This window comes from Collinsella sp. LCP21S3_A9 (assembly GCF_052118785.1).
GTDB lineage: Bacteria > Actinomycetota > Coriobacteriia > Coriobacteriales > Coriobacteriaceae > Collinsella.
Map to the genome: position 1 here is coordinate 1 of NZ_JBQKGN010000006.1, position 24407 is coordinate 24407.

A 24407-nucleotide genomic window follows, 5' to 3' on the forward strand; every position below is an offset into this window, starting at 1 on the left:
TTGAGGACCAGGTCTTCGGCGTTCATGCTGCCCCCATCATCGCGGTCTACGGGGTCAACGATATGGCACCGTGGGGACACATGTATGTCAATCCTGGTCTAACAGAGCCTTAAATAATCATTCGGAACAAATTTATTTTTATCCCCGTCCCAGAAAAATCATCGGGTGTGGTTTTGGGCAAACAGTCTAGTTGCGCTTGAGATGGACGACGGTTTCGCAGTGGAAGGTTTGCGGGAACAGGTCGACCGGCGTGATCTTGACGGGGGAGAAGGTGCCTTCCTCGACAAAGCGCTTAAGATCGCGTGCCAAAGTCGCCGGATCACAGCTCACGTAGGCCACGTCGCGGGCGCTCGTGCTGGCGATGAGGTCGATTGCCTCGGGTGCCAGACCTGCACGCGGCGGGTCGACCACCAGGACATCGGCATCCTGGTCGGGGAACTCGCGCACGGCATCGCCGCCGATGACATCGACGTTATCGAGCTTGTTAATCTCGAGGTTGCGGCGCAGGTCGCGCACGGCCGGGCCATAGGCCTCGACGGCGGCAACAAAATCACAGCGGCGGGCGAGCGGCAGGGTAAAGGTGCCGGCGCCGCAGTACAGGTCCATGGCAAGCTCGTCTTCTTGCGGGTCGAGCGCCTCCATGACAAGCTCGATCAAAATCTCGGCGCCCTTGGTGTTGACCTGGAAAAACGATGGGGCCGAAAGGCGCATCTGGCCGTCGGCGATGTTCTCGGTCCAGGAGCCCTCGCCGGCGAGCATCTCCACCTTGGAGACGCGGCGGGCCTTCTTCTCGCCCTTGCTCATGACGCGCACTACGCTCGTGGGGCGAGCGGCGTCTGCCAACACGCGCGAGACCTGCGAGCGCGGGAAGGAGCCCGTGGGCGTCCAAAGTGCGACCTCGAGCGCCTTGGTGCGACGCGAAGCGCGAATGCCCACGCGCTCCAGACCCAGATCGTGACTGCCGCTCAGATAGTTGAGCGCGCCGACGACCGATTTGAGCGCCTTGGGAAAACGCTTATCGAACAGCGGGCACGAATCTACGGTGACGATCTTGCTGGGATCGACGCCGTGCATGCCAAGGCGAACGCGGCCGTTAACGAGGGTGGGCTCCAGCTCAATCTTGTTGCGGTAGCCCCAGTCGTCCTTGGTGTGGCGGATGGGCTGGACAAGATCGTTGACCTGCTCGGGGGCGAACTTGCCAATGCGCTCGAGCGTGGAGCGCAGGTTTTGCTCTTTGGCGGCAAGCTGCGCGGTGCGCGAGAGATTGCCCCACGAACAACCGCCGCAGACGCCCACGAAGGGGCAGGGGGGCTGAATGCGATCGGGGCCCGGCTCCAGAATCTCGGTCGTGCGGGCGCGCATAAACGACTTGCCGTCCTGCACGATCTCGGCCTCGACGGTGTCGCCTGCCACGGCGCCCTGCACAAAGACGGCCTTGCCGTTGTCGGCGTGCGCCAGTCCGTCGGCGCCGTAGGTCATCGATTCTATGGTGAGCTTCATGTTCCTGCCTGTCATTCGCGGTATTGTTCGCAACCATGGTAGCAGTGAAAAGCGCCCCGTATTTGGGGTATTCCTCAAATACGGGGCGCTTCTACAAACGTCTATTTCGTCTTGCCGGTAATGAGCGTCTTAAGGCCTAGGCCGATCAGGCCCAGTCCCATGCGCACGCGACCGGGGCGATGGCGCTCGATGGTCTTGGCCTTGCCAGCGGGCTTCTCGCGGCGGGCGCCCTTCTCGGACGCGGGGTTGGCCGTCTGCGGTTGGGGCCGAGGAGCAGGCTCGGACTCAGGCTCTATGACGGTTGCCTGAACCTTCTGGACCTCGGGTGCGGCCGGCTGCGGTTCGAGCTCAGGCTTGGATGCGAGCGTAGGTTCTGCCTTGGCGACGGCCTCGGCGTTGCGATAGGCACGCTCCAGCAGAGCTTCCTGCGAGTTGAAGGGTTTCTCGCCTTCTTTGCGCTTCACGGGAATCCAGGTGCCGTCACTCGTCAGACTGCGTGCCTTCACGTTGTCGCGCAGCTGCATGCCCATGTACTCGTGCACCTGGGCGCGGCAGGTGGGGTCGAGCACGGGGAAGGCGATCTCCACGCGGTGCTCGGTGTTGCGCGTCATCATGTCTGCCGAGCTCAGGTAGATCATATCCGAGTCCACGCCAAAGGCATAGACGCGCGCATGCTCCAAGAAGCGTCCGACGATGGAGCGCACGTGCACGTTCTCGGTCTTGCCCGGAACACCGGGCTTGAGGCACGAGATACCGCGGATGATCATGTCCACGCGCACACCGGCACACGATGCCTCGGCGATCTTGTCGATGACCTCGCGGTCGGTAAGCGAGTTGAGCTTAAAGAACACGCGGGCGGGCTCGCCGACAAGGGCACGCTGAATCTCGCGGTCCAGGCCGCGCATGATGAGCGGCTTGAGGCCCACGGGCGCCACGCCCAGGAAGCGGTAGTCGCCGCGCAGGTTGCCCAGCGACAGGTTGCGGAAGAACAGGTTAGCGTCCTCGCCGATGCCGGGATGCGCGGTCATGAGCATAAAGTCGCTGTAGAGCTTGGCCGTCTTCTCGTTAAAGTTGCCGGTACCCAAAAGCGTCAGACGGGTAAGCGCCATGCCCTCGCGATAGGTGAGCTGGCAGATCTTGGAATGGCATTTAAAGCCCTCGGAGCCGTAGATAACGGTGCAGCCGGCCTCTTCCAGCCGCTCGGCCCATTCGATGTTGTTTTGCTCGTCAAAGCGGGCGCGGAGCTCCATGAGCACTGTAACCTCTTTGCCGTTTTCGGCAGCATCGATGAGCGACTCGCACAGGCGGCTTTGTTTGGCCACGCGGTAGAGCGTGATGCGAAGCGAGATGCACTCGGGGTCGTAGGCTGCTTCGTGCACCAGGTCCAAGAACGGATTCATGGTCTCGTAAGGGTAAAAGAGCAGCTTGTCATGCTGCAGCACCTGATCGCGGATGGAGCGGGTCATATCGATGGTGGGGTTGGGCTGCGGCCTAAACGGCGTAAAGAGCAACTCGTTGCGTAGATGCTCGGGTATTTTGCCCTCGATGCCAAAGACATAGCCCAGGTTGAGCGGGATATCGCAGGTAAAAACCGAGCGGCGCGAAAGCTCGAGCGCTTTGCGGATGGTCTTGAGCGTTGGCTTTTCGAGCGAGCCCGATACGGCGAGCACCACCGGCTGCAGGCGCAGGCGCTTCTTGAGGATGCGCTTCATGTGCTGGCGGTAATCCTCTTCCTCCTCGACGCCCTCGCCGTCCGGATCGATGTCGGCGTTGCGGGTGACGCGGATGAGCGCGCGGTCGAGCGGCTTATAGGAGCCGAAGCAGCTGTCCAGGCAGGCGAGGATGACGTCCTCGAGCAGAATGTAGGAGTAGGTGCCGGTGGGCGAGGGGATTTCGACCACGCGGTTCATCGAGGCGGGAATCTCGATAAGGCCCAGCAGGCTCTCCTCGTCGGTGATGCCGTCCAGGCCACAAGCCAGATAGAGCGCGCCGTTGCGCAGGTTGGGGAAGGGATGGCGCGGATCGATGACCAGCGGCGAGATGACCGGTGATACGTAGGCCTGGAAGTAGCGGGTTACAAAGGTATGTTCCTCGGGCGTAAGCGAATCGATGCGGGCGCGGTGAACGCCCAAAGCGTCGAGCTTGTCCTCGATGCTCTTAAAGATCGACTCCCAGCGGGTAAGGAGCCCGGGCAGCTCTGCCATGACAGCATCGACCTGTTCGGAGGCGGTCATATTGCTCTTGTTGTCGACGGGCTGTTTTTTGAGCTCTGCCAGATCGGACAAGCCGCCCACGCGCACCATGAGAAACTCGTCGAGGTTTGACTCGAAGATCGAGACGAACTTAAGGCGCTCGAACAGTGGCACAGACTCATCGAAGGCTTCGTCGAGTACGCGGTTATCAAAGCGCAGCCAGCTAAGCTCTCGATTTTGCGTATACGAGAAATCGCGCGGTTTCTTGCGCAGCTTGGCGGCGTTCTGCTTCTTTTCGATTTTGCTCGGCATATGCATCTGTCCGTTCAGTCCCTACAGGGGACGGTAGCCTAACACTATTTCTTATTGTCTCAATTTAGTCGACCTATGGCGCGGACGTATCGCGCGAACGGTATCTTTACCTACTTATTACGCTGACGATCCGAAGCACTAACGTCCGGTGCTTTGAGCAAGCGATCTATATCCTCACTCAACTGGTGAGAATGTATGAATAAGAATGATAGCAAGCTGAATATAATCGAATTTAGGTCGAATCGAGGACAAGCGTCATTTATATGCAGAAAACCGTTTTCGCTATGCAATTTTGAATCATGGATAACTTTGAGTGTTCAATCTTGATTTCCTAGAAAAATAACGTTTACCTAGGAAAATCTGCTTTACGAAACTGAAGTGCATCATGGGAAATCATATGCGATATACCGTTCATCGTACTTTGTTGACCGTTCGGGGGCGAGGTGGAATTGCGGGTGGAAATTGGATATAACTAGAGCTGTCAGCAAGCAGCGCTCCATACGGAGGGGCGCTGATACATTCGGCCCTGACAAGGGCCCGAAAGAAAGGTAGGAGGCCATGACGAAAGGTCTGCACGTGCCTTCCGAGATCGGCAAGCTCAGGAAGGTCTGCCTGCACCGTCCCGGCGACGAGCTCCTCAACCTGCCGCCCGACGAGCTCGAGCGGCTCCTGTTCGACGACGTCCCGTTCCTGGAGGTCGCGCAGCAGGAGCACGACACCTTCGCCCAGATCCTGAGGGACCAGGGCGTCGAGGTGCTCTACCTCGAGAACCTCGTCGCCGAGGTGTTCGACCAGGTCCCCGGCGCCCGCGCCGAGTTCACCGACCAGTACATCGCCGAGGCCGGCATCCGCGGGAAGCACATGCCGCAGATCGTCCGCGAGAAGCTGGACTCCATCGAGGACAACCTCGAGTTCGTCAAGAAGACCATGGCCGGCATGACCAAGGCCGAGATCGAGATGCCCCTCACGGCCTCCACGACCCTCGACTCCCTGGTCAACTCCGAGTCCGAGTCCGACCTGATCATCGACCCGATGCCCAACCTCTACTTCACCCGCGACCCGTTCGCGGTCGTCGGCGAGGGCGTCAACCTCAACCGCATGTACTCGGTCACCCGCAACCGCGAGACCCTGTACGGCAAGTACGTCTTCAAGTACCACCCCGACTACAAGGACGTCTCCCTGTACTTCCGCCGCGACTGCCAGTTCCACACCGAGGGCGGCGACGTGCTGAACATCAACGAGAAGACCCTCGCCGTCGGCATCTCCCAGCGCACCCAGGCCGCCGCTATCGACGTCATGGCCCAGAACATCTTCTGGAACTCCGACTCCAAGGTCGAGCGCATCCTGGCCTTCGACATCCCGGTCTCGCGCGCCTTCATGCACCTCGACACGGTCTTCACCCAGATCGACGTCGATAAGTTCACGATCCACCCCGCCATCATGGGCACCCTGCGCGTCTACGAGCTGACCGCCGGCAAGAACCCGGGCGACGTGAACATCCGCCTGATCGAGGACACCCTCGAGCACGTCCTGGAGGACGCCACCGGCGTCGACCAGGTCAAGCTGATCCCCTGCGGCGGCGGCGACCCGATCGCGGCCTCCCGCGAGCAGTGGAACGACGGCTCCAACACCCTGTGCGTCGAGCCCGGCAAGATCTGCGTCTACGCCCGCAACACCGTCACCAACGACGTGCTGTACAAGGAGGGCCTGGACCTTCTCGTCGTGCCCTCCGCCGAGCTCTCCCGCGGCCGTGGCGGCCCGCGCTGCATGAGCATGCCCTTCTGGCGCGAGGACCTCTAAGGTTTTCAAAGACCCGTACAGGTCTTAAAGCAAACGTCTAACTGCCATTAGATGTTTCCCATTGGGGCGGTGCGGATCTTTCGCACCGCCCCATTCTTGTTTAATGAAGCTAATTCAACAACAGATAAGGTGGCCATTATGTCTAAAGACAGTCGTGTCGATAACCCCAACGGTGTCGGCTTTTTCGGCCTTGTCGGCATGGTCGTTTCCTCCTGCATCGGCACGGGCGTCTTCGCCCTTACCGGTCAGCTCGCTAACGTCGCCTCTCCTGGTGCTGCGCTCATCGCTTGGGTCGTTTGCGGCCTGGGCTTTTTGATGCTGGCGCTCTCGCTCGCCAACGTGGGTTCCAAGCGCCCCGATCTTGACGGCGCCTGCGCGTACGCGGAGGAGGGCTTCGGTCCTTTCCACGGATTTATCTCCGGCTGGGGCTATTGGCTTTCCGCCTGGCTCGGCAATGTCGGCTTTGGCACCATGATCGCCCAGGTCCTGGGTTCCGATTATTGCCTGGGCACGATCATGCCGGGCGTGTTCTCGGATCCCGTGACCGGAAACCCCGCTGTCGTCGGCGTCGTTGTCGTGTCGCTGGTCCTGTGGGGTATTACGTTCTTGGTCATTCGCGGCGTCGAGAGCGCTGCGGCCTTCAACGCGATCGTCATGGTCATTAAGATTGCCTCCATCCTGCTGTTCATCGTGTTTTCCTGCTTCGCCTTTAATGCCGGTGTGTTTACCGCCGACTTCTGGGGCACCGCCGCGCGCAATGCCACGATCATCGCCGCCAACGGCGTTGAACTCGGAAGCGTTGCCAACCAGGTCACGCAGTGCATTCTGATCATGATGTGGGTCTTCATCGGCGTCGAGGGCGCTTCGGTCATGTCCGGTCGCGCTAAGCGCAAGAGTGAAGTCGGCTCCGCCACTATCATCGGCTTGATCGTGCTGCTCACCCTCTACATCGGCGCTTCCGTCATTCCGTACGGCGTTGTTGACTATGCCGATCTGGTTGCGGCTCCCAAGCCTGCCACCATTTCCGTGTTCGAGCAGCTTGCTCCCGGCTGGGGCGGCGCCTTCATCTCCTGGGCCATCATCATCTCGGTGTGCGGCTCCTGGCTCTCCTTTACCATGCTTCCCGCCGAGGTCTCCTCGATGATGGCCGACCACGGTCTGCTTCCCAAGTCCTGGGGCGAGGTCAACGCCAAGGGCGCGCCGCAGATGGCCTTGATTATCGTCGGTGCCCTGACGGAGGCGTTCATCATCATCGCCACGTTCGCTGCCGACGCTTATACCTTCGCGATCTCCATGTGCACCGTGACCATCGTTGTCACCTGGGCCTACGCTGCTGCCTATCAGGTCAAGCTCTCTCGCGAGCGCGGCGAGTCGGGCCAGGCTCTTATCGGTATCCTCGCCCTGGTGTTCCAGGTCGTCGGCGTGCTCTTTACCGGCTGGGGTTTCTTGCTGCTTGCCTGTCTGGGCTACATTCCCGGTTTCCTGTTCTATCGCAAGGCACTCACCGAGTCTGGTCAGTCCATGGGCAACGGCCAGGTTATCTGTGCCGTGGTGATCGCCCTTTTGGGCATCATCTCCATTCCCATGACCTTCGCCGGCATCATCCCCGTGTTCTAGCGATTGGAGCCTAGCCATGGATATCAAGACAATCGGCGTTGAGGAATGGCTCAACGTTTGGGAGAAGAGCGCTACGTGGGATATCGCCCAGTCGACGATCTCGTCGCTTACCATGGGCGAGTTGCGCGCGCTCGACGAGCAGGACGGCGCTACCTTCTACGAGCGCCTGGACCGCGAGAAGATGAACTACGGCTGGATCGAGGGCTCGCCCGACTTTAAGGCCGAGGTCGCCAAGCTCTATCGTCGCGAGGTCAATCCCGATCACATTCTTCAGACCAATGGCTGCACGGGTGCCAACCTCAACGCCATCATGGCCGTGGTCGAGCCCGGCGACCACGTGATTGCCGAGTGGCCTACCTATGCGCCGCTCTACGAGATCCCGCGTACACTGGGCGCCGAGGTCGAGTATTGGGAGCTTCGCGAGGAGCTCGGCTGGAAGCCCGATATCGAGGAACTCAAGCGCCTGGTTCGCCCCAACACGAAACTCATCTGCATCAATAACGCATCGAACCCCATCGGTACGGTGCTTGATGCCGATACGCTCGGTCAGATTGCCGAGATCGCCCGTTCGGTGGGCGCCTACGTGCTGTGTGACGAGGTGTATCTGCCGCTCGAGAACACCGAGTCCTTTATGTCGATGGTCGACGTGTATGAGAAGGCCATTGTCACCAACTCGGTGTCTAAGACCTATTCGACGCCTGCAGCCCGCGTGGGTTGGGTCGTGGCCGACGAAGAGGTGTCCAATCGCATCCGTACCTATCGCGATTACACCATGATCTGCGGCGGCGTGTTCAACGATGCCCTGGCGACCTATGTGCTTGAGCACAAGGACAAGATTCTCGAGCGCAACCGCAAGATTGTGTCTGGCAATCGCGATATCGCGCAGGCTTGGATCGATACGCAACATCGCGTTTCCTGGACGGCCCCGCAGGGCGTGTCTACCTCGTTTATCCAGCTTGATATTCCCGAGGACGACGAGGAGTTCTGCAAGCGCCTGTTGTCCGAGAGGGGAGTGCTGCTGGTGCCCGGCAGCCGTTTTGAGCTTCCCTGCGGCGCACGCCTGGGCTACTGCGCGAGCGAAAATGTTCTTCGCGAGGGCCTGAGGCTTCTGGGCGAGGCTCTGGCCGAGTTCGATCGCTAATCCCTTGAGGCCCTCGAAGGACTAAACCTTACTTGGCCCTAGGTGTACCGAATGCAGACCCGCTCCCTTTTGGGGAGCGGGTCTGCATGTCTTTGCCGCCGGAAAAGTCAAGTTGTTACAAATGGGGACGCAAAATCGATCGGGTATTCGACGGGCCTTATACTAAGTTTCCGGTGAACGGTATCCAACGTCTGGTAAACGGTAATCTGTTTGCTAAAAATGAATAGGACAAACTTTTTTATGAATAAAAATTAAAATGGTTGAGAGACAGCAAGAATAGCGAATTCTATTCATATCGTTGCACGAAATATGCAATATGAGGGTGGTTTAACAAAGTTTAGTTCCATTTGATTTTTGGATTGAAAACGCGTTTAAGCACGTAAATAAACTTTATTAAGATGAAGTGTGCCATGCGTGAAGTATATGTGTATGCCGTTCACCCCCTATAAAAAACCGTTCGGGGGCAAGGTGGAAGTATGGGTTGATTTTGGATATAAATATGTCGTCAGCAATAACGCCTCACACGGAGGGGCGCTAACGAATCGGCCCTGACAAGGGCCCGAAAGAAAGGTAGGAGGCCATGACGAAAGGTCTGCACGTGCCTTCCGAGATCGGCAAGCTCAGGAAGGTCTGCCTGCACCGTCCCGGCGACGAGCTCCTCAACCTGCCGCCCGACGAGCTCGAGCGGCTCCTGTTCGACGACGTCCCGTTCCTGGAGGTCGCGCAGCAGGAGCACGACACCTTCGCCCAGATCCTGAGGGACCAGGGCGTCGAGGTGCTCTACCTCGAGAACCTCGTCGCCGAGGTGTTCGACCAGGTCCCCGGCGCCCGCGCCGAGTTCACCGACCAGTACATCGCCGAGGCCGGCATCCGCGGGAAGCACATGCCGCAGATCGTCCGCGAGAAGCTGGACTCCATCGAGGACAACCTCGAGTTCGTCAAGAAGACCATGGCCGGCATGACCAAGGCCGAGATCGAGATGCCCCTCACGGCCTCCACGACCCTCGACTCCCTGGTCAACTCCGAGTCCGAGTCCGACCTGATCATCGACCCGATGCCCAACCTCTACTTCACCCGCGACCCGTTCGCGGTCGTCGGCGAGGGCGTCAACCTCAACCGCATGTACTCGGTCACCCGCAACCGCGAGACCCTGTACGGCAAGTACGTCTTCAAGTACCACCCCGACTACAAGGACGTCTCCCTGTACTTCCGCCGCGACTGCCAGTTCCACACCGAGGGCGGCGACGTGCTGAACATCAACGAGAAGACCCTCGCCGTCGGCATCTCCCAGCGCACCCAGGCCGCCGCTATCGACGTCATGGCCCAGAACATCTTCTGGAACTCCGACTCCAAGGTCGAGCGCATCCTGGCCTTCGACATCCCGGTCTCGCGCGCCTTCATGCACCTCGACACGGTCTTCACCCAGATCGACGTCGATAAGTTCACGATCCACCCCGCCATCATGGGCACCCTGCGCGTCTACGAGCTGACCGCCGGCAAGAACCCGGGCGACGTGAACATCCGCCTGATCGAGGACACCCTCGAGCACGTCCTGGAGGACGCCACCGGCGTCGACCAGGTCAAGCTGATCCCCTGCGGCGGCGGCGACCCGATCGCGGCCTCCCGCGAGCAGTGGAACGACGGCTCCAACACCCTGTGCGTCGAGCCCGGCAAGATCTGCGTCTACGCCCGCAACACCGTCACCAACGACGTGCTGTACAAGGAGGGCCTGGACCTTCTCGTCGTGCCCTCCGCCGAGCTCTCCCGCGGCCGTGGCGGCCCGCGCTGCATGAGCATGCCCTTCTGGCGCGAGGACCTCTAAGTCTTTCCGTTTCCGGTGCGGTCCCCCTACAACCGCACCGGTTTTGCCTGTCAAACGGGCAACACTAATACTTGCGTAATTCATTTTTCGAAAGGAAACGAACCATGGGTGTTAACCTCTCCGGCCGTAGCTTCCTCAAGCTCCTCGACCTCACCACCGAGGAGATCGAGTACCTGCTCAAGCTCTCCAAGAACTTCAAGGACATGAAGCGCGCTGGCGTTCCGCACCGCTATCTCGAGGGCAAGAACATCGTTCTGCTCTTCCAGAAGACCTCCACTCGCACCCGCTGCGCCTTCGAGGTCGGCGGCATGGATCTGGGCATGGGCGTCACCTACCTCGATCCGGGTTCGTCGCAGATGGGCAAGAAGGAGTCCATCGAGGACACCGCCCGCGTTCTCGGCCGCATGTATGACGGCATCGAGTTCCGTGGTTTTGCCCAGGACGACGTCGAGGAGCTCGCCGCTAAGTCCGGCGTGCCCGTGTGGAACGGCCTGACCACTGAGTGGCATCCCACCCAGATGCTCGCCGACATCCTGACCGTCCAGGAGAACTTCAACTACGACATCAAGGGCAAGACCCTCGTCTTCATGGGCGACTGCAAGAACAACGTTGCTCGCTCCCTCATGGTTGTCTGCTCCAAGCTCGGCATGAATTTCGTGGCCTGTGGCCCCGAGGAGTGCATGCCCGCTGACGACGTCATCGAGGCCTGCAAGCCCATCGCCGAGGCTAACGACTGCACCATCAAGCTGACCACCGACGTCAAGGACGGCGTCACCGGTGCCGACGTTATCTACACCGACGTGTGGGTCTCCATGGGCGAGCCTGACGAGGTCTGGGCCGAGCGCATCGCTCAGCTCACTCCGTATCGTGTCACCTCCGAGGTCATGGCTATGGCCAACCCGGGTGCCATCTTCCTGCACTGCCTGCCCAGCTTCCACGACACCAACACCACGATTGGCGCCGAGAAGTGCGAGCAGTTCGGCATTACCGAGCAGGAGGTCACCGACGAGGTCTTCGAGAGCCCCGCTTCCAAGGTTTTCGACGAGGCCGAGAACCGCATGCACACCATCAAGGCTGTCATGTACGCAACGCTCAAGTAAGAGCCTTTAAGCATTTCGCTCGGGGTGTATTGCTGCACACCCCGAGCGGTTTGTCTGGTAAATATCTTGCGTCGGGCGGTGGGCACGGCACGGAAGATCCGCTTCGCGCGAGAAAGTTAAATGATTTATGAAGGGGGGATGAGAACCATGACTGAGACCGCAAAGAAAAAGCGCGGTATGCCTTCATCGTTCACCATTCTTCTAGCTCTGCTGGCAATTGTTGCAGTGATTACCGTTATCGTCTCCGGCACGTCCGGCGGCGCTGTTACTGCAGCCCGCCTGAGCGATTTCTGCACCGCCCCGATTCTGGGCTTCGCTGACGCTCTGCCCGTCTGCCTCTTCGTTATGATCTTGGGCGGCTTCCTCGGTATGATGACCGAGACCGGCGCCCTGGACAACGGCATTGCCGTTCTGGTGCAGAAGCTTAAGGGCAACGAGATCATGCTCGTTCCTGTCCTTATGCTCATCTTCTCCCTCGGTGGTACCACCTATGGTATGTGCGAGGAGACCGTTCCCTTCTACGCCCTGCTCGCCGCTACTATGATGGCTGCCGGCTTCGACCCCATGGTCGGCGCTGCTACCGTCCTGCTCGGCGCTGGCTGCGGCTGCCTCGGTTCCACGGTTAACCCGTTCGCCGTCGGCGCTGCCGTCGACGCTCTGACCGGCGTTGGCATTGAGGTCAACCAGTCCATCATCATCGGCCTCGGTGCCGTCCTGTGGATTGTTACCACGGCCATTTCCATCTTCTTCGTCATGGGCTATGCCAAGAAGGTCAAGGCTGACAAGGGTTCCACCATCCTGTCGATGCAGGAGCTCAAGGACGCCGAAGAGGCTCACGGCAAGGCTGCTTCCGAGGTTAACAAGGAGGTCAAGCTCACCGGTCGTCAGAAGGGTGTTCTGATCGCCTTTGCCTTCACCTTCGTCGTCATGATCGTCGGCTTCATTCCGCTGGCCGACCTCAACGAGGGCGTTGCCAACTTCTTTGACGCTGGCGCTGTCTACGATGCCGACGGTAACACCGTCGTCCAGGGCTGGTCTGCCCTGATCACCGGCCTGCCCATTGGCCAGTGGTACTTCGACGAGGCTTCCACCTGGTTCTTCCTCATGGCTATCCTGATCGGTATCATCGGTGGCCTGTCCGAGAAGCAGATCGTTAACACCTTCATCACCGGCGCTGCCGACATGATGTCCGTTGTTCTCGTCATCGCCCTCGCCCGTGGCATCTCCGTCCTCATGGCCAACACCGGTCTCGACGTCTACGTCCTCGACGCTGCCGCCAGTGCCCTGGCTGGTCTGTCCGGCGTGATCTTCGCTCCCATGAGCTTCCTGGTCTACTTCGGCCTGTCCTTCCTGATCCCCTCGACCTCTGGTATGGCTACCGTCTCCATGCCCATCATGGGACCGCTGGCTGTTAAGCTCGGCTTCTCGCCCGAGGTCATGGTCATGATCTTCTCCGCCGCCATCGGTGTCGTGAACCTGTTCACCCCGACCTCCGGTGCCATCATGGGCGGTCTCGCCCTGGCCAAGATCGAGTGGACGACCTGGCTCAAGTTTGCCCTTAAGCTCATCGTCGTTCTCTCCGTCGTCTGCGCCATCATCCTGACCGTCGCCTGCGTGTTGATCTAAGTACCCAATGGGTGCCCCACGGAAACCTTGACGATCCTGTAGAGGATCACTTGGTCATCGTCTGTCCGGTGGGGTCAACCCACCGGTAGACTCCTACCTTTAGCCCCCTCCCGTTCCGTGCGCGGGAGGGGGCGCTCTTATGTTGCGCGGTTCTACGAACCGCGCAGCCAGTTGACGCTGCGCGCCGCCCAGAACGACAATTTGTCATTCAAAAGGCAAGGCATGACCAAAAGGTCTATGCCTTGCCTTTTTCATGCCAACTTGTACGTTCTGGACGGCGCTCGCTGACTTATGCTCAACCTGCGACGTTTCCCTTGCTGGTGCAGGGAGCAGCTTGCTCGCTCTGGCGCCCGTGTCTGACTTATGCTCAACCTGCGATGTTGCCATTGTTGGTGCAGGGGAAGTGCGTTTGGGGCAGCTAATTTGGGACGGGGCTTTTTTGACTACCCCCACATTAAGGGTAGTCAAAAAAGCCCCGTCCCAAATTAGCTGCCCCGGCCTCGTCGGTGGGGGAGGGTCTGCTCCGCTATAATCGCCTAGGACATTAAATGGAAACGGGACGGGAGCCATACATGCGCCAGGGTTTCGACAACGCGAAGTATATCGAGCTGCAGGCTGCTCACATTAAGGAGCGCATCTCGCAGTTTGGCGGCAAGCTGTATTTGGAGTTTGGCGGCAAGCTGTTCGATGACTATCATGCGAGCCGCGTGCTGCCGGGTTTTGAACCGGACAGCAAGTTCCGCATGCTCAAGAGCATTGCCGACGACGTCGAGGTCATCATCGCAATCAATGCGAACCATATCGAGAAGAACAAGGCCCGTGGCGACTTGGGCATTACCTATGACGAGGACGTCCTGCGTCTGGTCGATCTGTTCCGCGGGAACGGATTTGCCGTTGCCGCCGTGGTCATCACGCAGTATGCCGGTCAGCCCGCTGCCGACGTCTTCCGCAATCGTCTAAACGCGCTCGGCATTCCCGCCAAGCTGCACTATCCCATCGAGGGCTATCCGCACGATGTCGACCTGATCGTTTCTGATGAAGGCTACGGCAAGAACGAGTTTGTCGAGACCACGCGTCCGCTCGTTGTCGTGACGGCGCCCGGCCCTGGCTCGGGTAAGCTCGCCACCTGCCTGTCGCAGCTGTATCACGAGCACAAGCATGGCACCGCTGCCGGCTATGCCAAGTTTGAGACCTTCCCGGTCTGGAATCTCCCCCTCACGCATCCGGTGAACATTGCCTATGAGGCTGCCACGGCAGACCTCGATGACGCCAACATCATCGACTCGTTCCACCTTGAGGCATACAACAAGACCACGGTCAACTACAACCGAGACGTTGAGGCGTTCCCGGTTGTTCGCGCCCTCATGGAAAAGATCTTGGGCGAGAGCCCCTATCAGAGCCCCACGGACATGGGCGTCAATATGGTCGGTTTTGCCATTACCGATGACGATGCATGCCGAGATGCCTCCAAGATGGAGATCGTGCGTCGCTATTTTGCCGCGGTTGAAAGCGTGCGCCGTACTGGCGTGGGCGATGAGCAGGTCGACCGTCTCAAACTCATTATGAAAAAAGCCGGCATCGACAAGAACTATTCGCCGGCACGCTCGGCTGCTCTCACCAGGGAGCAACTGACGGGCGGTCCCGTGGGTGCCATGGTGATGCCGGACGGTTCGGTAGTGACCGGAAAGACCTCAACGCGTCTGGGTGCCGCGAGCTCGCTCATCATGAACGCGCTTAAGCATGTTTCAGGCGTCGATCTTGAGCTCGAGGTCATCAGCGATGAGGCGATTGAGCCTATCAGCAAGCTCAAGACGCATTTCCTTGGCAGCAAAAACCCGCGTCTCCACACCGACGAGACGCTCATGGCGCTCTCTATCACCTCGGCCACGAGCGAGACGGCTACTCGTGTTCTTTCGGGTCTTGAGCAGCTGCGCGGCTGCGACGCCTTCTTTAGCGTGATTATCTCGCCTACGGACGAGACGGTGCTGCGCAAGCTGGGCATTAACGTGTGCTGTGAGCCCAAGTTTGAGCGCCGCGGTTTCTTCCATCGCTAAGATTGAGATGAGACGCCGCATCGGAGTGCGCACCCGATGCGGCGCTTAGGGGGTTTTAGGGCTATATTTGCCGAAATTTAGGCCGTTTACCTGCCCAAAAGCGATTTGCGCGGTATACAATTACCTCAGTGGATACATCCTTTGCGGGGCTACCCATGATGGATGTTGCCGGCCATCGAGGGATGCGCCGGTCATGCGCGGTGCTTTTGATGCTCGTGCTCGGTTTGAGGAGGCTGCCATGGCGGGCAAGGGTCGTGCGAGTGTCAACGATATGAAGCGTGTCGAGGTGCTGGTGCTGATGGAGATCGCTCGGCAATCTAAGGGAAACGGTGTGCCGTACGGTTTCTCGCGCAAGACACTCTCCGAGTGCGTAGGGGTTTCGCCGTATCGTGCCCGCGCTGCAATCGACCGTTTGGATTCTGATGGCCTTATCGAGGTCGTTTCTCGTTATAACGATGATGGCGGCCAGCTTGCAAACGGCATATGCCTGACCGAGCGAGGCGAGTGGTACCTTAAGGGTGTTCGTGCCGGCATGCTTGTTCAAGATATGTTGAAGGATGAGACTGCCGATCGGTAACAACACGGCAGTTTCGACGAGCCTGCACCGCCCAAAGCTACTTGGGCGGTGTTTTGTTTCGAGATGGAGAAATGCGGGCATGCGGGTGAAAAATAGCGAGCGGCTTGCTTTTCGAGTATTACAATGAAGACCCGTAAGATGTGAATGGAAAACTTCTACGGGAAGCGCAGGTAATTCAATATGACCAAGCATGTGTTTGTAACCGGCGGCGTAGTTTCGTCCTTGGGTAAGGGCATCACCGCGGCCTCGTTGGGCCGTCTGCTCAAGTCACGCGGCTACAAGGTGACGATGCAGAAGGCCGACCCGTATCTGAACGTCGACCCCGGCACCATGAGCCCGTTTCAGCATGGTGAGGTCTTCGTGACCGAGGATGGCTACGAGTCCGACCTGGACCTGGGCCATTATGAGCGCTTTATTGACGAGAATCTTACCCGTGATTCCAACTTTACGACCGGCGCTATCTACAAGAGCCTGATTGCCCGCGAGCGTCGCGGTGACTTTTTAGGCGGCACCGTTCAGGTGATTCCGCACGTCACCAACGCCATTAAGGATAAGTTCCGCCGCATCGAGGAGCAGACCGGTTCCGACGTGGTCATCACCGAGCTGGGCGGCACGATTGGCGATATCGAGTCGCAGCCGTTCGTGGAGGCCATCCGCCAGTACCGTAAAGAGGCCGGTCCCGAGAACGTCTGCTACATCCACGTGTCGCTCGTCCCCTATATCGCCGCCGCGCACGAGGTCAAGACCAAGCCCACGCAGCATTCGGTCAAGGAGCTTCGCAGCTTTGGCATTCAGCCCGACATCATTGTGCTGCGTTCTGATCACCATATCGACGATGCCATCCGTGGCAAGATCGCAAGCTTCTGCGACGTCGATACCGACTGCGTCTTTACCAACGAAGATTGCGCGAGTATTTACGACGTGCCGCAGCTGCTCGCCGAGCAGGACTTTGACCTGCGCATTTGCGAGCGCCTGGGCTTGGACCCGCGCGAGCGCGACATGAGCGAGTGGAACGAGTTCCTGCGCAAACAGAATCATGCCAACCACCATGCCGACAAGGTCAAGATCGCCGTTGTGGGCAAGTATACCCAGCTCCCCGATGCCTACCTGTCGGTTATCGAGGCCCTGCATCATGCAGGCGTTTTCTATGATCGTCATGTGGACGTGCAGCTGGTCGACGGCGAGAGCCTCGACGAGCAGAACGTCTCCGAGGTGCTGGGCGACGCATCGGGCATTTTGGTGCCCGGCGGCTTTGGCAAGCGTGCCCTGGAGGGCAAGATTCTTGCTGCCGAGTTTGCTCGCGAGCATAAGATCCCGTATCTGGGCATTTGTCTGGGCATGCAGGTCGCCGTGTGCGAGTTTGCCCGCAACGTGGTCGGCCTTGCCGGCGCTAGCTCCTCCGAGTTCGATCCGGACGGTCCGTTTAGCGTAATTGACCTGATGAGCTCGCAGGAGGACGTGACCGAGAAGGGCGGCACCATGCGCCTGGGCGCCTATCCGTGCAAGCTCGCTGCCGATACCCTTGCGCGCGAGGCCTATGGCGAGGAGCTTGTCTATGAGCGCCACCGTCATCGCTTTGAGTTCAACAATGCCTTCCGCGACCAGCTCGAGGACGCGGGTTTGGTTATCTCGGGTCTTTCGCCTGACGAGCGTCTGGTCGAGATGGTCGAGCTGCCGCGTGACGTGCATCCGTGGTATGTGGCCACCCAGGCCCACCCCGAGTTTAAGAGCCGTCCGACCAAGCCTCAGCCTCTGTTCCGCGAGTTCGTGCGCGCCTCGATTGGCCAGCACGAGGGTGTCGATCGCCTGCAGGTGACGCCCATGAACCTCGCGACGGACTAAGGGTGCCAGCGAACGAAAGACATACCGAAGATACTCCCTCGTTGCTCGATACGGTGACGGGGGAGTATCTTGATTACCTTGCGGTCGAGCGAGGCTTGGCGCGCAATACGATCGCGGCATATCGTCGTGACTTGACGACTTACTGTTCCTACCTGGAGCGGGCCGGTGTTGAGTCCTTTGAGGGCGTGAACCGTCAGATAATAGAGGGTTTTGTCGGTGATCGGCGCGACGGGGGCTACTCCGATGCCTCGGTGGAGCGTGCAGTTGCGGCCGTGAAAGGTTTGCATGCCTTTTTGGTTCGCGATGGAATCGTCGCCCAAAACCCGACGGCTGCACTGCGCCTGCCCAAAAAGGCGGAGCGCCTTCCGGAGTGTCTCTCGGTAGGGGATGTCTCGGCGCTCCTCGACCAAGATTTCCCGGAAGGGGAGATGGGTTTGCGGGACCATGCCATTTTGGAAGTGCTCTATGGATGTGGCCTGCGCGTGAGCGAGTTGGTGGGGCTCGATGTGGGCGACGTTCATTTTGACGACGGCTTTGTGCTGGTGCGCGGCAAGGGCTCGAAGGAGCGGCTTGCCCCACTCGTGGGAAGTGCCGCACGGGCTATGGCTCAATATATTGCTGATGGGCGTCGGCGCCTGGCCGCTCATGCCCGCGGGTCAAAGACGCCGGCAGTCTTTTTAAATAAGAACGGTGGTCGCCTGTCGCGTCAGAGTGTTCACGTCATATGCGAGCGATACGGGCGTCAGGTGGGACTGGTGGGACTTCATCCTCATACCTTGCGTCACTCCTTTGCGACCCATATGCTTGCGGGCGGTGCCGACCTGCGCGTGCTACAGGAGATTTTGGGACATGCCGACATTTCGACCACACAGGTCTACACGCATGTCGACCGTACGCAGCTGACCGAGGTCTACCTGGCGGCTCATCCGTTGGCGCATCGCTAGCGACTCTTTGACCTGCATATTTACAACTAATGGGGGACGGACCCCGGGTTGTCGTGACGCGGTTTTGTGCGCGTATCGGCAATCTGGGGTCCGCCCCATCTTTTGTCTTGCGCCGATGCGCCGGTGGGTCGCGCGTGACGTTGGTGGGGAAGTTTGGGGGGCGATGTGAACGGCGCGTAAAGGGACACAAAATTCGCCTCAAGGTCAACTTGAAGGTTGAGGTTGAAAGCCGGGCTGCTACAGATGGCATCCCGGCTTTGCTGTAAACACAACATATTGTGTTTTCGAACATATGAACGAGGGTGTTTTACAGCATATAGAGGGTGGAGTGGTGGGGTGTTGTGGGGGAAGGTGTGGGGAAAGATGTTGAAAAATGGGGCAGTTCCCCATATTATTAATGACGTCGACAGGCGGGGTGGTTCCCCGCGTACGTGCCATCTGAGTAACCGAGGGGAGGGCGCACATGGGAATGACAGGTGCATACGAGCGCAATCTCGATGCAAAAGGTCGTCTGTCCCTGCCTGCACCCCTTCGCGAGGAGCTTGGAGAGCATGTTCGCGTGTTCAAAGCCCTGGATGTCGATGCTCTGTACGTGTTCTCTGCCGAGGCCTTCGATAAGTGGGTCGAAGGACTCTTCGCGGGTCGTGAGGGCCACGAGGGTTTTAACCCGCGTGACATCAACGACCAGAAACTCATGAGGGCGATCAACAAGCGCACCACCTCGATGGATGTGGACAGCGCCGGTCGTATCGGTCTTTCTGAGTCTCTCCGCAAGCAGGCGAACCTCGACCGCGAGGTCACGGTTGTGGGCAACTACGACCACCTCGAGGTTTGGGACCGTGCTACGGCCGATGAGGACGATGACGATGAGGCTCTGCTGGACCTCTTCTTCTCGTAAGGGCAAGGCATGAGTAACGGATGGAGCGTGGGATCTTGACACAAGAATATCGGCATGAACCTGTCATGCTCGGCGAAGTGCTTGAGTCGCTGCAGCTAAAGAGCGGATCTGTCGTCTGCGATTGCACCCTTGGCGGTGCCGGTCATTCGGTAAAGATGGCCGCGCAGGTGGGGGAGACGGGTCTTTTGCTTGGCGTCGATCAGGACGACATGGCCCTCGAGGCCGCTGGTGCCCGTCTGGACCGCGAGGTCCCCGGCGTCCCGCATCAGTTGCTGAAGGGCAACTTTGGCGACTTGGACGAGCTGCTTTGCTCGGCCGAGGTGCCCGGGGTCGATGGCTTCCTGTTCGACTTGGGCGTTTCGTCACCGCAACTCGATATCCCTGGCAGGGGCTTTTCGTATAACGAAGATGCCCCATTGGACATGCGGATGGATCCGGGTAACAACACCCTAAACGCAGCTGAGGTCATCAACACCTATAACGAACACGACCTCGCCCGGATTCTACGCGTCTATGGCGAAGAGAAGTTCGCCTCGCAGATCGCACGCGAGATCGTGCGTCGCCGCGAGTCCGAACCGATTGAAACCACCGGTCAGTTTGTCGAGATCATCAAGGCTGGCATTCCGGCTGCCGCTCGTCGGCATGGCGGACACCCGGCCAAGAAAAGTTTCCAGGCCATTCGCATCGAGGTCAATCATGAACTCGATGTGCTCGAGAGAGGACTTGACGCCGCCACCAGGTGGCTCAACCCGGGCGGACGCATCTGCGTCATCTCGTATCACTCGCTCGAGGACCGTATCGTAAAGAACCACTTTAAGGAGATGAGCCAGGGGTGCACGTGTCCGCCGGAGATTCCGGTGTGCGTGTGCGGCAACGTGCCGATACTCAAGGTCATCACCCGCAAACCCTTGGTTGCCCAACCCGATGAGGTTGCGCGCAACCCTCGGGCGAGATCAGCCAAAATCCGCGTGGCGGAGCGCTTGTAGCGTTACGCGCGCGATATTGGACCTCCCGCTCGCACCATAAACGAAGCTTAAACACACTACCAACGTACTCGGGATGGGAGGCGGCATATCATGGGCTACAACACCTCAAACGCAGCACTCGCCTATGATATGAACGCCATGCCCGCCTACCGCGAGGCACCGCAGGCGCCCGCTGCTCCTCGTGAGCAGCGCACACCGCGCTTTGATGTCTACACGGGCGCGGGCCGTCAGGCAAACCAGGCGGTAAGCCCGGTTTTCATGAGCGTTCTTAAAACGTTTTGCATCATTGCGGCTATCTTCATGACGATTGGCGTCGCCCGCGTGGCGCTTGCAAGCGTTACGGCCCAGGTGCTCAACAGCAACGCCGAGCTGACTAACACGCTCGAGAAGGCGACCGATGAGAGCTCTGACCTTGAGGTCATGCACTCTGTTTATGGTGCCGATACGCGCATTCGCGATCTTGCGGGCGCTTATGGCATGGTGGAGCCCAGTGAGAGCGTTACACTTGATTTTTCGCAGGATGCAGCCGCGGGCGCTAGCTCGGCTGCGGCTGTCCAGTAATAAGGCGGTAGCTGAGTATGACAAATGATTATCACCGCGGTCCAGACGGGAGTCGCGGGCAGGGACGTCCCTCTTCGCGGGGACGTTCTGGTTATCAAGGATCGGGTCGGTCATCTTACAACTTGGGGTCGAATCGTGGCAACGACCCAACGTCGCGCCTTCGCGGCTCGGATGACCCTCAAGTACGCAATAGCAGATCGAATAGACGATCTTCGACCGAATGGCTTACGGGGACGCCATTGCCTCGCCGTAATGTCGTCATGGGTTGTATCGGTTTGGGCCTGGCTGCGGACGCCATCCGCCTTACCGACTACCAGATCGTAAATGCCGATGAGTTGCGCGGGCGCGCCGATGCTCGACGCCTGCTTGCGGAGACGCTTTACGCCAAACGCGGCACGATCTACGACCGAAACGGCAACGTGCTGACGTCGTCGGTCGAGTGCAGCAATGTCGCCGTGAATCCACAGCTGATCGAGGATGTCGATAAAACGGTATCGGCCTTGGTTAAGGCGACTGGAATCGATAAGAAGACTTGCCGCAAGCTGGTTCAGTCCGATGGCACCTGGGTGTATATCAAGCGCCAGGTAGACGAGGACGATGCCGCGGCATTGAAGAAGAAAAATCTGCCCGGCGTGCTCTTTGAGCAGGCGATGAAGCGGGTGTATCCATACGGCAATCTGGCTTCGCAGGTTCTAGGCGTGGTGAACGTTGACAACGTGGGCCTAACGGGACTTGAAAAGCAATATGACAAATTGCTGACCGGAACAAACGGCACGCTGGTACGAGAGCGTGCGAGGGACGATAGCTATATTGCGGGTGGCGCCTATAAAAAGGTTGCCGCCATCGATGGCGTTGACATCGTGACGACGCTGGATGTCAATATCCAGCGTGCAGCAGAGGACGCTCTGGCGGAGGCGGTCGAGAAGACCAAAGCCAAGAACGGTTCGGCTTTGGTGACAGACCCTACTACCGGCGAGATTCTGGCCGCCTGTTCGTATCCGACCTACGACCCGACCAATCTGGAGAACGCCAAGACCGAGGATATGAACTTGCGCTTGGTCACCGATGCGTATGAACCCGGTTCGGTCTTTAAGACGCTCGTTGCAGGTGCGGGTTTCGACTTGGGCGTCGTGCGCTCGAGTACGTCGTTTGAGGTGCCGGCGAGCATTAAGGTCGGCGACGATACCGTCACCGATGTCGATAAGCGTGACTACGCCATGACCATGGATGTGCGCGAGATGATGCGCCGCTCATCCAATGTTGGCTTTGTGTTGGTCGGGCGTAAGATCGGCGCGGACGATTTTGCCGCGTACGTGGACAAATGGGGCGTTGGACACAGTTCGGGCATCGATTTTCCCGGCGAGAGCCTTGGCATTGTCAAGGAGCGTGACCAGTATGACGGTGCCACGTTGGGCTCGATGAGTTTTGGCCAAGCGCTGTCTGTCTCGCCGATCGAGATTGCGCGCGCCGTGGGCGGCATTGCCAACGGCGGCGTGATGATGACGCCGCACTTTTATAAATCCAGCAAAGGCGAGGAGAAGGACTGGGGCGAGGGCGAGCAGGCGATTTCTGAGGACGCCGCCGCCCAGGTGATATCGTGCATGCAGACGGTCGTTTCCGAGGGCACGGGTGTCGGGGGCGCCGTCGACGGTTACGACGTGGCGGGTAAGACCGGTACGGCCGAGCGCGCCGATGAAAAAGGCGGCTACCTCAAAGCGAGCTATATGTCGTCCTTTATGGGGTTTGCCCCGGCGCAAGCACCCAAGGTTTTGTGCTATATCACGCTCGACGGAACGCCGAGCGGTTCGGATGCTGCCGCCGTGCCGTTCCAGATCATTATGGCTAACGCGCTCGATGTGTTGGGTATCCCACGCACCAAGTAGGGGGTTACAATCCTGAAAAGGGCTGTCGATTAATCTGGAGGGTGTTCACATGCCCTGCACCACGCATGCGCGGCGCTGGGATACAATACGCCGATAGCATTATTAGGTTTACAGGGGAGCTGCAATGATAGAGATCGCCGTCAACAACCTCGCGGCCGCAACAGGGGCCCGGACCGTGACGGGAGAAGCCGATCGGGTATGCCGTGGGTGCGTTATCGACTCGCGCCAGGTTGAGGAAGGCACGATTTTTGTTGCCTTTCCGGGTGAAAAAGTCGACGGCAACGATTTTGCTTCCCGCGCCATCGAATCGGGTGCCGGCGCTGTTGTGATGACGCGCGAGCCCAATGCCGAGCTTGTATCGCTGGCTCAGCGTAAGGGCTGCGCCATCCTGCACACCGATGATCCCGAGGAATTTTTGCTGCGCCTGGCACATGCCTATCGCACGCAGCTTGGCTGCCTCGTGGTTGGCATTACCGGCTCTATCGGTAAGACGACGACCAAGGATGTCCTTGCGGCAGTGCTTGCCAAGCGCTATCGCGTTTGGGCCACCAAGGGTAATTTCAACAATCTGATCGGTATGCCGCTCACGGTTTTGGCCGCTCCTGCCGACACCGAGGTGCTGGTTCTCGAGATGGGTATGAACCATTTTCACGAGATCGAGCGCCTTTCTCGGTCCGCCAATCCCAACCTTGCCATCGTGACCAAGATCGGCACCTCTCATATTGGAATCCTGGGAAGTCGCGAGAATATCGCCCGCGCTAAGTCCGAGATTGTTGGGGGCATGTGTGCCGCCGACGACCTTCTCCCGTTGCTGGTTTTGGGCGGCGAAGACGACTTCACCCCGTTCATTCGTGAGACGTTTGCCGAGCCCGCGGGTATCGACGTGATGCTGGCGGGTGTTTCGGATGTTGATGAGGTTTGCGCCCGCGGCATTCACATTGATGACGAGGGCCGCCCGGTCTTTACGCTTGACTTTGGCATGGGTGAGTCCGTTGACACCATGCTCGCCATTCCCGGCGTCCAGTCCGTTCCCAATGCCGTTAAAGCCGCCGCAGTTGCCTATCGTTTGGGTGTGACCCCCGAGCAGATCGATGCTGCCTTTAGGGGTATCGCGATTACCGGTCATCGTCAGGAGATCAAACACGCCAAGAGCGGTGCCCGCATTATCGACGACTCGTATAACGCCAGCGCCGAATCCATGGCTGCTGGCCTTGACCTGCTGTGCTCGCTTTCGTGTTCTGGCTCTCGAATGGCGATTCTGGGCGAGATGGGCGAAATGGGCGACGAGGCCCCCCGCATGCATGAGCTGGTGGGCGCCTATGCCGCGGCTAAGAAGCTCGATATGCTGGCGTGCGTGGGCGGTGAGCTGGCCGCTCGTATGGCCGAAGCCGCGCGCATGATGGGCATGGACGAGGACCGCATCCAGGTGTTCTCCGATTATCAGCAGGTGCTCGACCGTATGGCCGGCGCACTTGAGAAACATGACGTTGTGCTGGTCAAGGGCTCTCGCTTTGTCGAGCTCGACCGCTTTGTGGAAGGTGTGTGCTAGCCC

At 59.3% G+C, this 24407-nt stretch carries 17 protein-coding genes; 15 read left to right on the top strand and 2 right to left on the bottom strand.

Annotated elements, in window-relative coordinates; translation table 11 throughout:
* Positions 1-186 precede the first annotated feature (186 nt).
* Together rlmD and ppk1 are read right to left on the bottom strand one after the other, a co-directional pair.
* On the bottom strand, positions 187-1515 hold the full coding sequence (gene rlmD / locus ACTQ05_RS03555; protein ID WP_441537964.1) for a 23S rRNA (uracil(1939)-C(5))-methyltransferase RlmD: 1329 nt from the start codon (positions 1513-1515) through the stop codon (positions 187-189).
* Between the two features lie 86 nt (positions 1516-1601).
* Positions 1602-4010, bottom strand: coding sequence for a polyphosphate kinase 1 (gene ppk1, locus ACTQ05_RS03560; protein WP_441537966.1), 2409 nt, complete (start codon positions 4008-4010; stop codon positions 1602-1604).
* Between the two features lie 552 nt (positions 4011-4562).
* Here ppk1 and arcA (ACTQ05_RS03565) point away from each other — a divergent pair.
* The 15 genes from arcA (ACTQ05_RS03565) (at position 4563) to ACTQ05_RS03635 (ending at position 24404) form a co-directional block, all read left to right on the top strand.
* Positions 4563-5804, top strand: coding sequence for an arginine deiminase (gene arcA / locus ACTQ05_RS03565; protein ID WP_427719159.1), 1242 nt, complete (start codon positions 4563-4565; stop codon positions 5802-5804).
* A gap of 138 nt (positions 5805-5942) precedes the next feature.
* Complete coding sequence (locus ACTQ05_RS03570; RefSeq protein ID WP_441040931.1) at positions 5943-7421, top strand: amino acid permease; 1479 nt, start codon at positions 5943-5945, stop codon at positions 7419-7421.
* Between the two features lie 16 nt (positions 7422-7437).
* On the top strand, positions 7438-8562 hold the full coding sequence (locus ACTQ05_RS03575; RefSeq protein WP_441040929.1) for an aminotransferase: 1125 nt from the start codon (positions 7438-7440) through the stop codon (positions 8560-8562).
* Between the two features lie 580 nt (positions 8563-9142).
* Complete coding sequence (gene arcA / locus ACTQ05_RS03580; protein WP_427719159.1) at positions 9143-10384, top strand: arginine deiminase; 1242 nt, start codon at positions 9143-9145, stop codon at positions 10382-10384.
* A gap of 104 nt (positions 10385-10488) precedes the next feature.
* Entirely contained in the window at positions 10489-11484 is a 996-nt protein-coding gene (gene argF, locus ACTQ05_RS03585; RefSeq protein WP_154515223.1) for an ornithine carbamoyltransferase, read from the top strand.
* 138 nt (positions 11485-11622) lie between these two features.
* Positions 11623-13110, top strand: coding sequence for a YfcC family protein (locus tag ACTQ05_RS03590; protein WP_370450555.1), 1488 nt, complete (start codon positions 11623-11625; stop codon positions 13108-13110).
* A 572-nt stretch (positions 13111-13682) separates the two neighbouring features.
* Complete coding sequence (locus ACTQ05_RS03595) at positions 13683-15164, top strand: DUF1846 domain-containing protein (RefSeq protein ID WP_154515227.1); 1482 nt, start codon at positions 13683-13685, stop codon at positions 15162-15164.
* 193 nt (positions 15165-15357) lie between these two features.
* Entirely contained in the window at positions 15358-15741 is a 384-nt protein-coding gene (locus tag ACTQ05_RS03600) for a hypothetical protein (protein ID WP_427727637.1), read from the top strand.
* 180 nt (positions 15742-15921) lie between these two features.
* Positions 15922-17583, top strand: a complete 1662-nt coding sequence (locus ACTQ05_RS03605) for a CTP synthase (RefSeq protein WP_154515231.1) — start codon at positions 15922-15924, stop codon at positions 17581-17583.
* A 2-nt stretch (positions 17584-17585) separates the two neighbouring features.
* Positions 17586-18527, top strand: coding sequence for a site-specific tyrosine recombinase XerD (gene xerD, locus ACTQ05_RS03610; RefSeq protein ID WP_441016669.1), 942 nt, complete (start codon positions 17586-17588; stop codon positions 18525-18527).
* Positions 18528-18990: 463 nt separating this feature from the next.
* Positions 18991-19425 (top strand): division/cell wall cluster transcriptional repressor MraZ, encoded by a 435-nt coding sequence (locus ACTQ05_RS03615; RefSeq protein WP_035137949.1) that lies wholly within the window; start codon positions 18991-18993, stop codon positions 19423-19425.
* 20 nt (positions 19426-19445) lie between these two features.
* Positions 19446-20411 (top strand): 16S rRNA (cytosine(1402)-N(4))-methyltransferase RsmH, encoded by a 966-nt coding sequence (rsmH, locus tag ACTQ05_RS03620; RefSeq protein ID WP_154515233.1) that lies wholly within the window; start codon positions 19446-19448, stop codon positions 20409-20411.
* 90 nt (positions 20412-20501) lie between these two features.
* Complete coding sequence (locus ACTQ05_RS03625) at positions 20502-20972, top strand: hypothetical protein (RefSeq protein WP_427719178.1); 471 nt, start codon at positions 20502-20504, stop codon at positions 20970-20972.
* Positions 20973-21211: 239 nt separating this feature from the next.
* Complete coding sequence (locus ACTQ05_RS03630; protein WP_441537967.1) at positions 21212-22855, top strand: peptidoglycan D,D-transpeptidase FtsI family protein; 1644 nt, start codon at positions 21212-21214, stop codon at positions 22853-22855.
* Between the two features lie 124 nt (positions 22856-22979).
* The gene (locus tag ACTQ05_RS03635) at positions 22980-24404 is read left to right on the top strand and encodes a UDP-N-acetylmuramoyl-tripeptide--D-alanyl-D-alanine ligase (protein ID WP_427719184.1); all 1425 of its coding nucleotides are present in this window, start codon (positions 22980-22982) and stop codon (positions 24402-24404) included.
* Positions 24405-24407 lie beyond the last annotated feature (3 nt).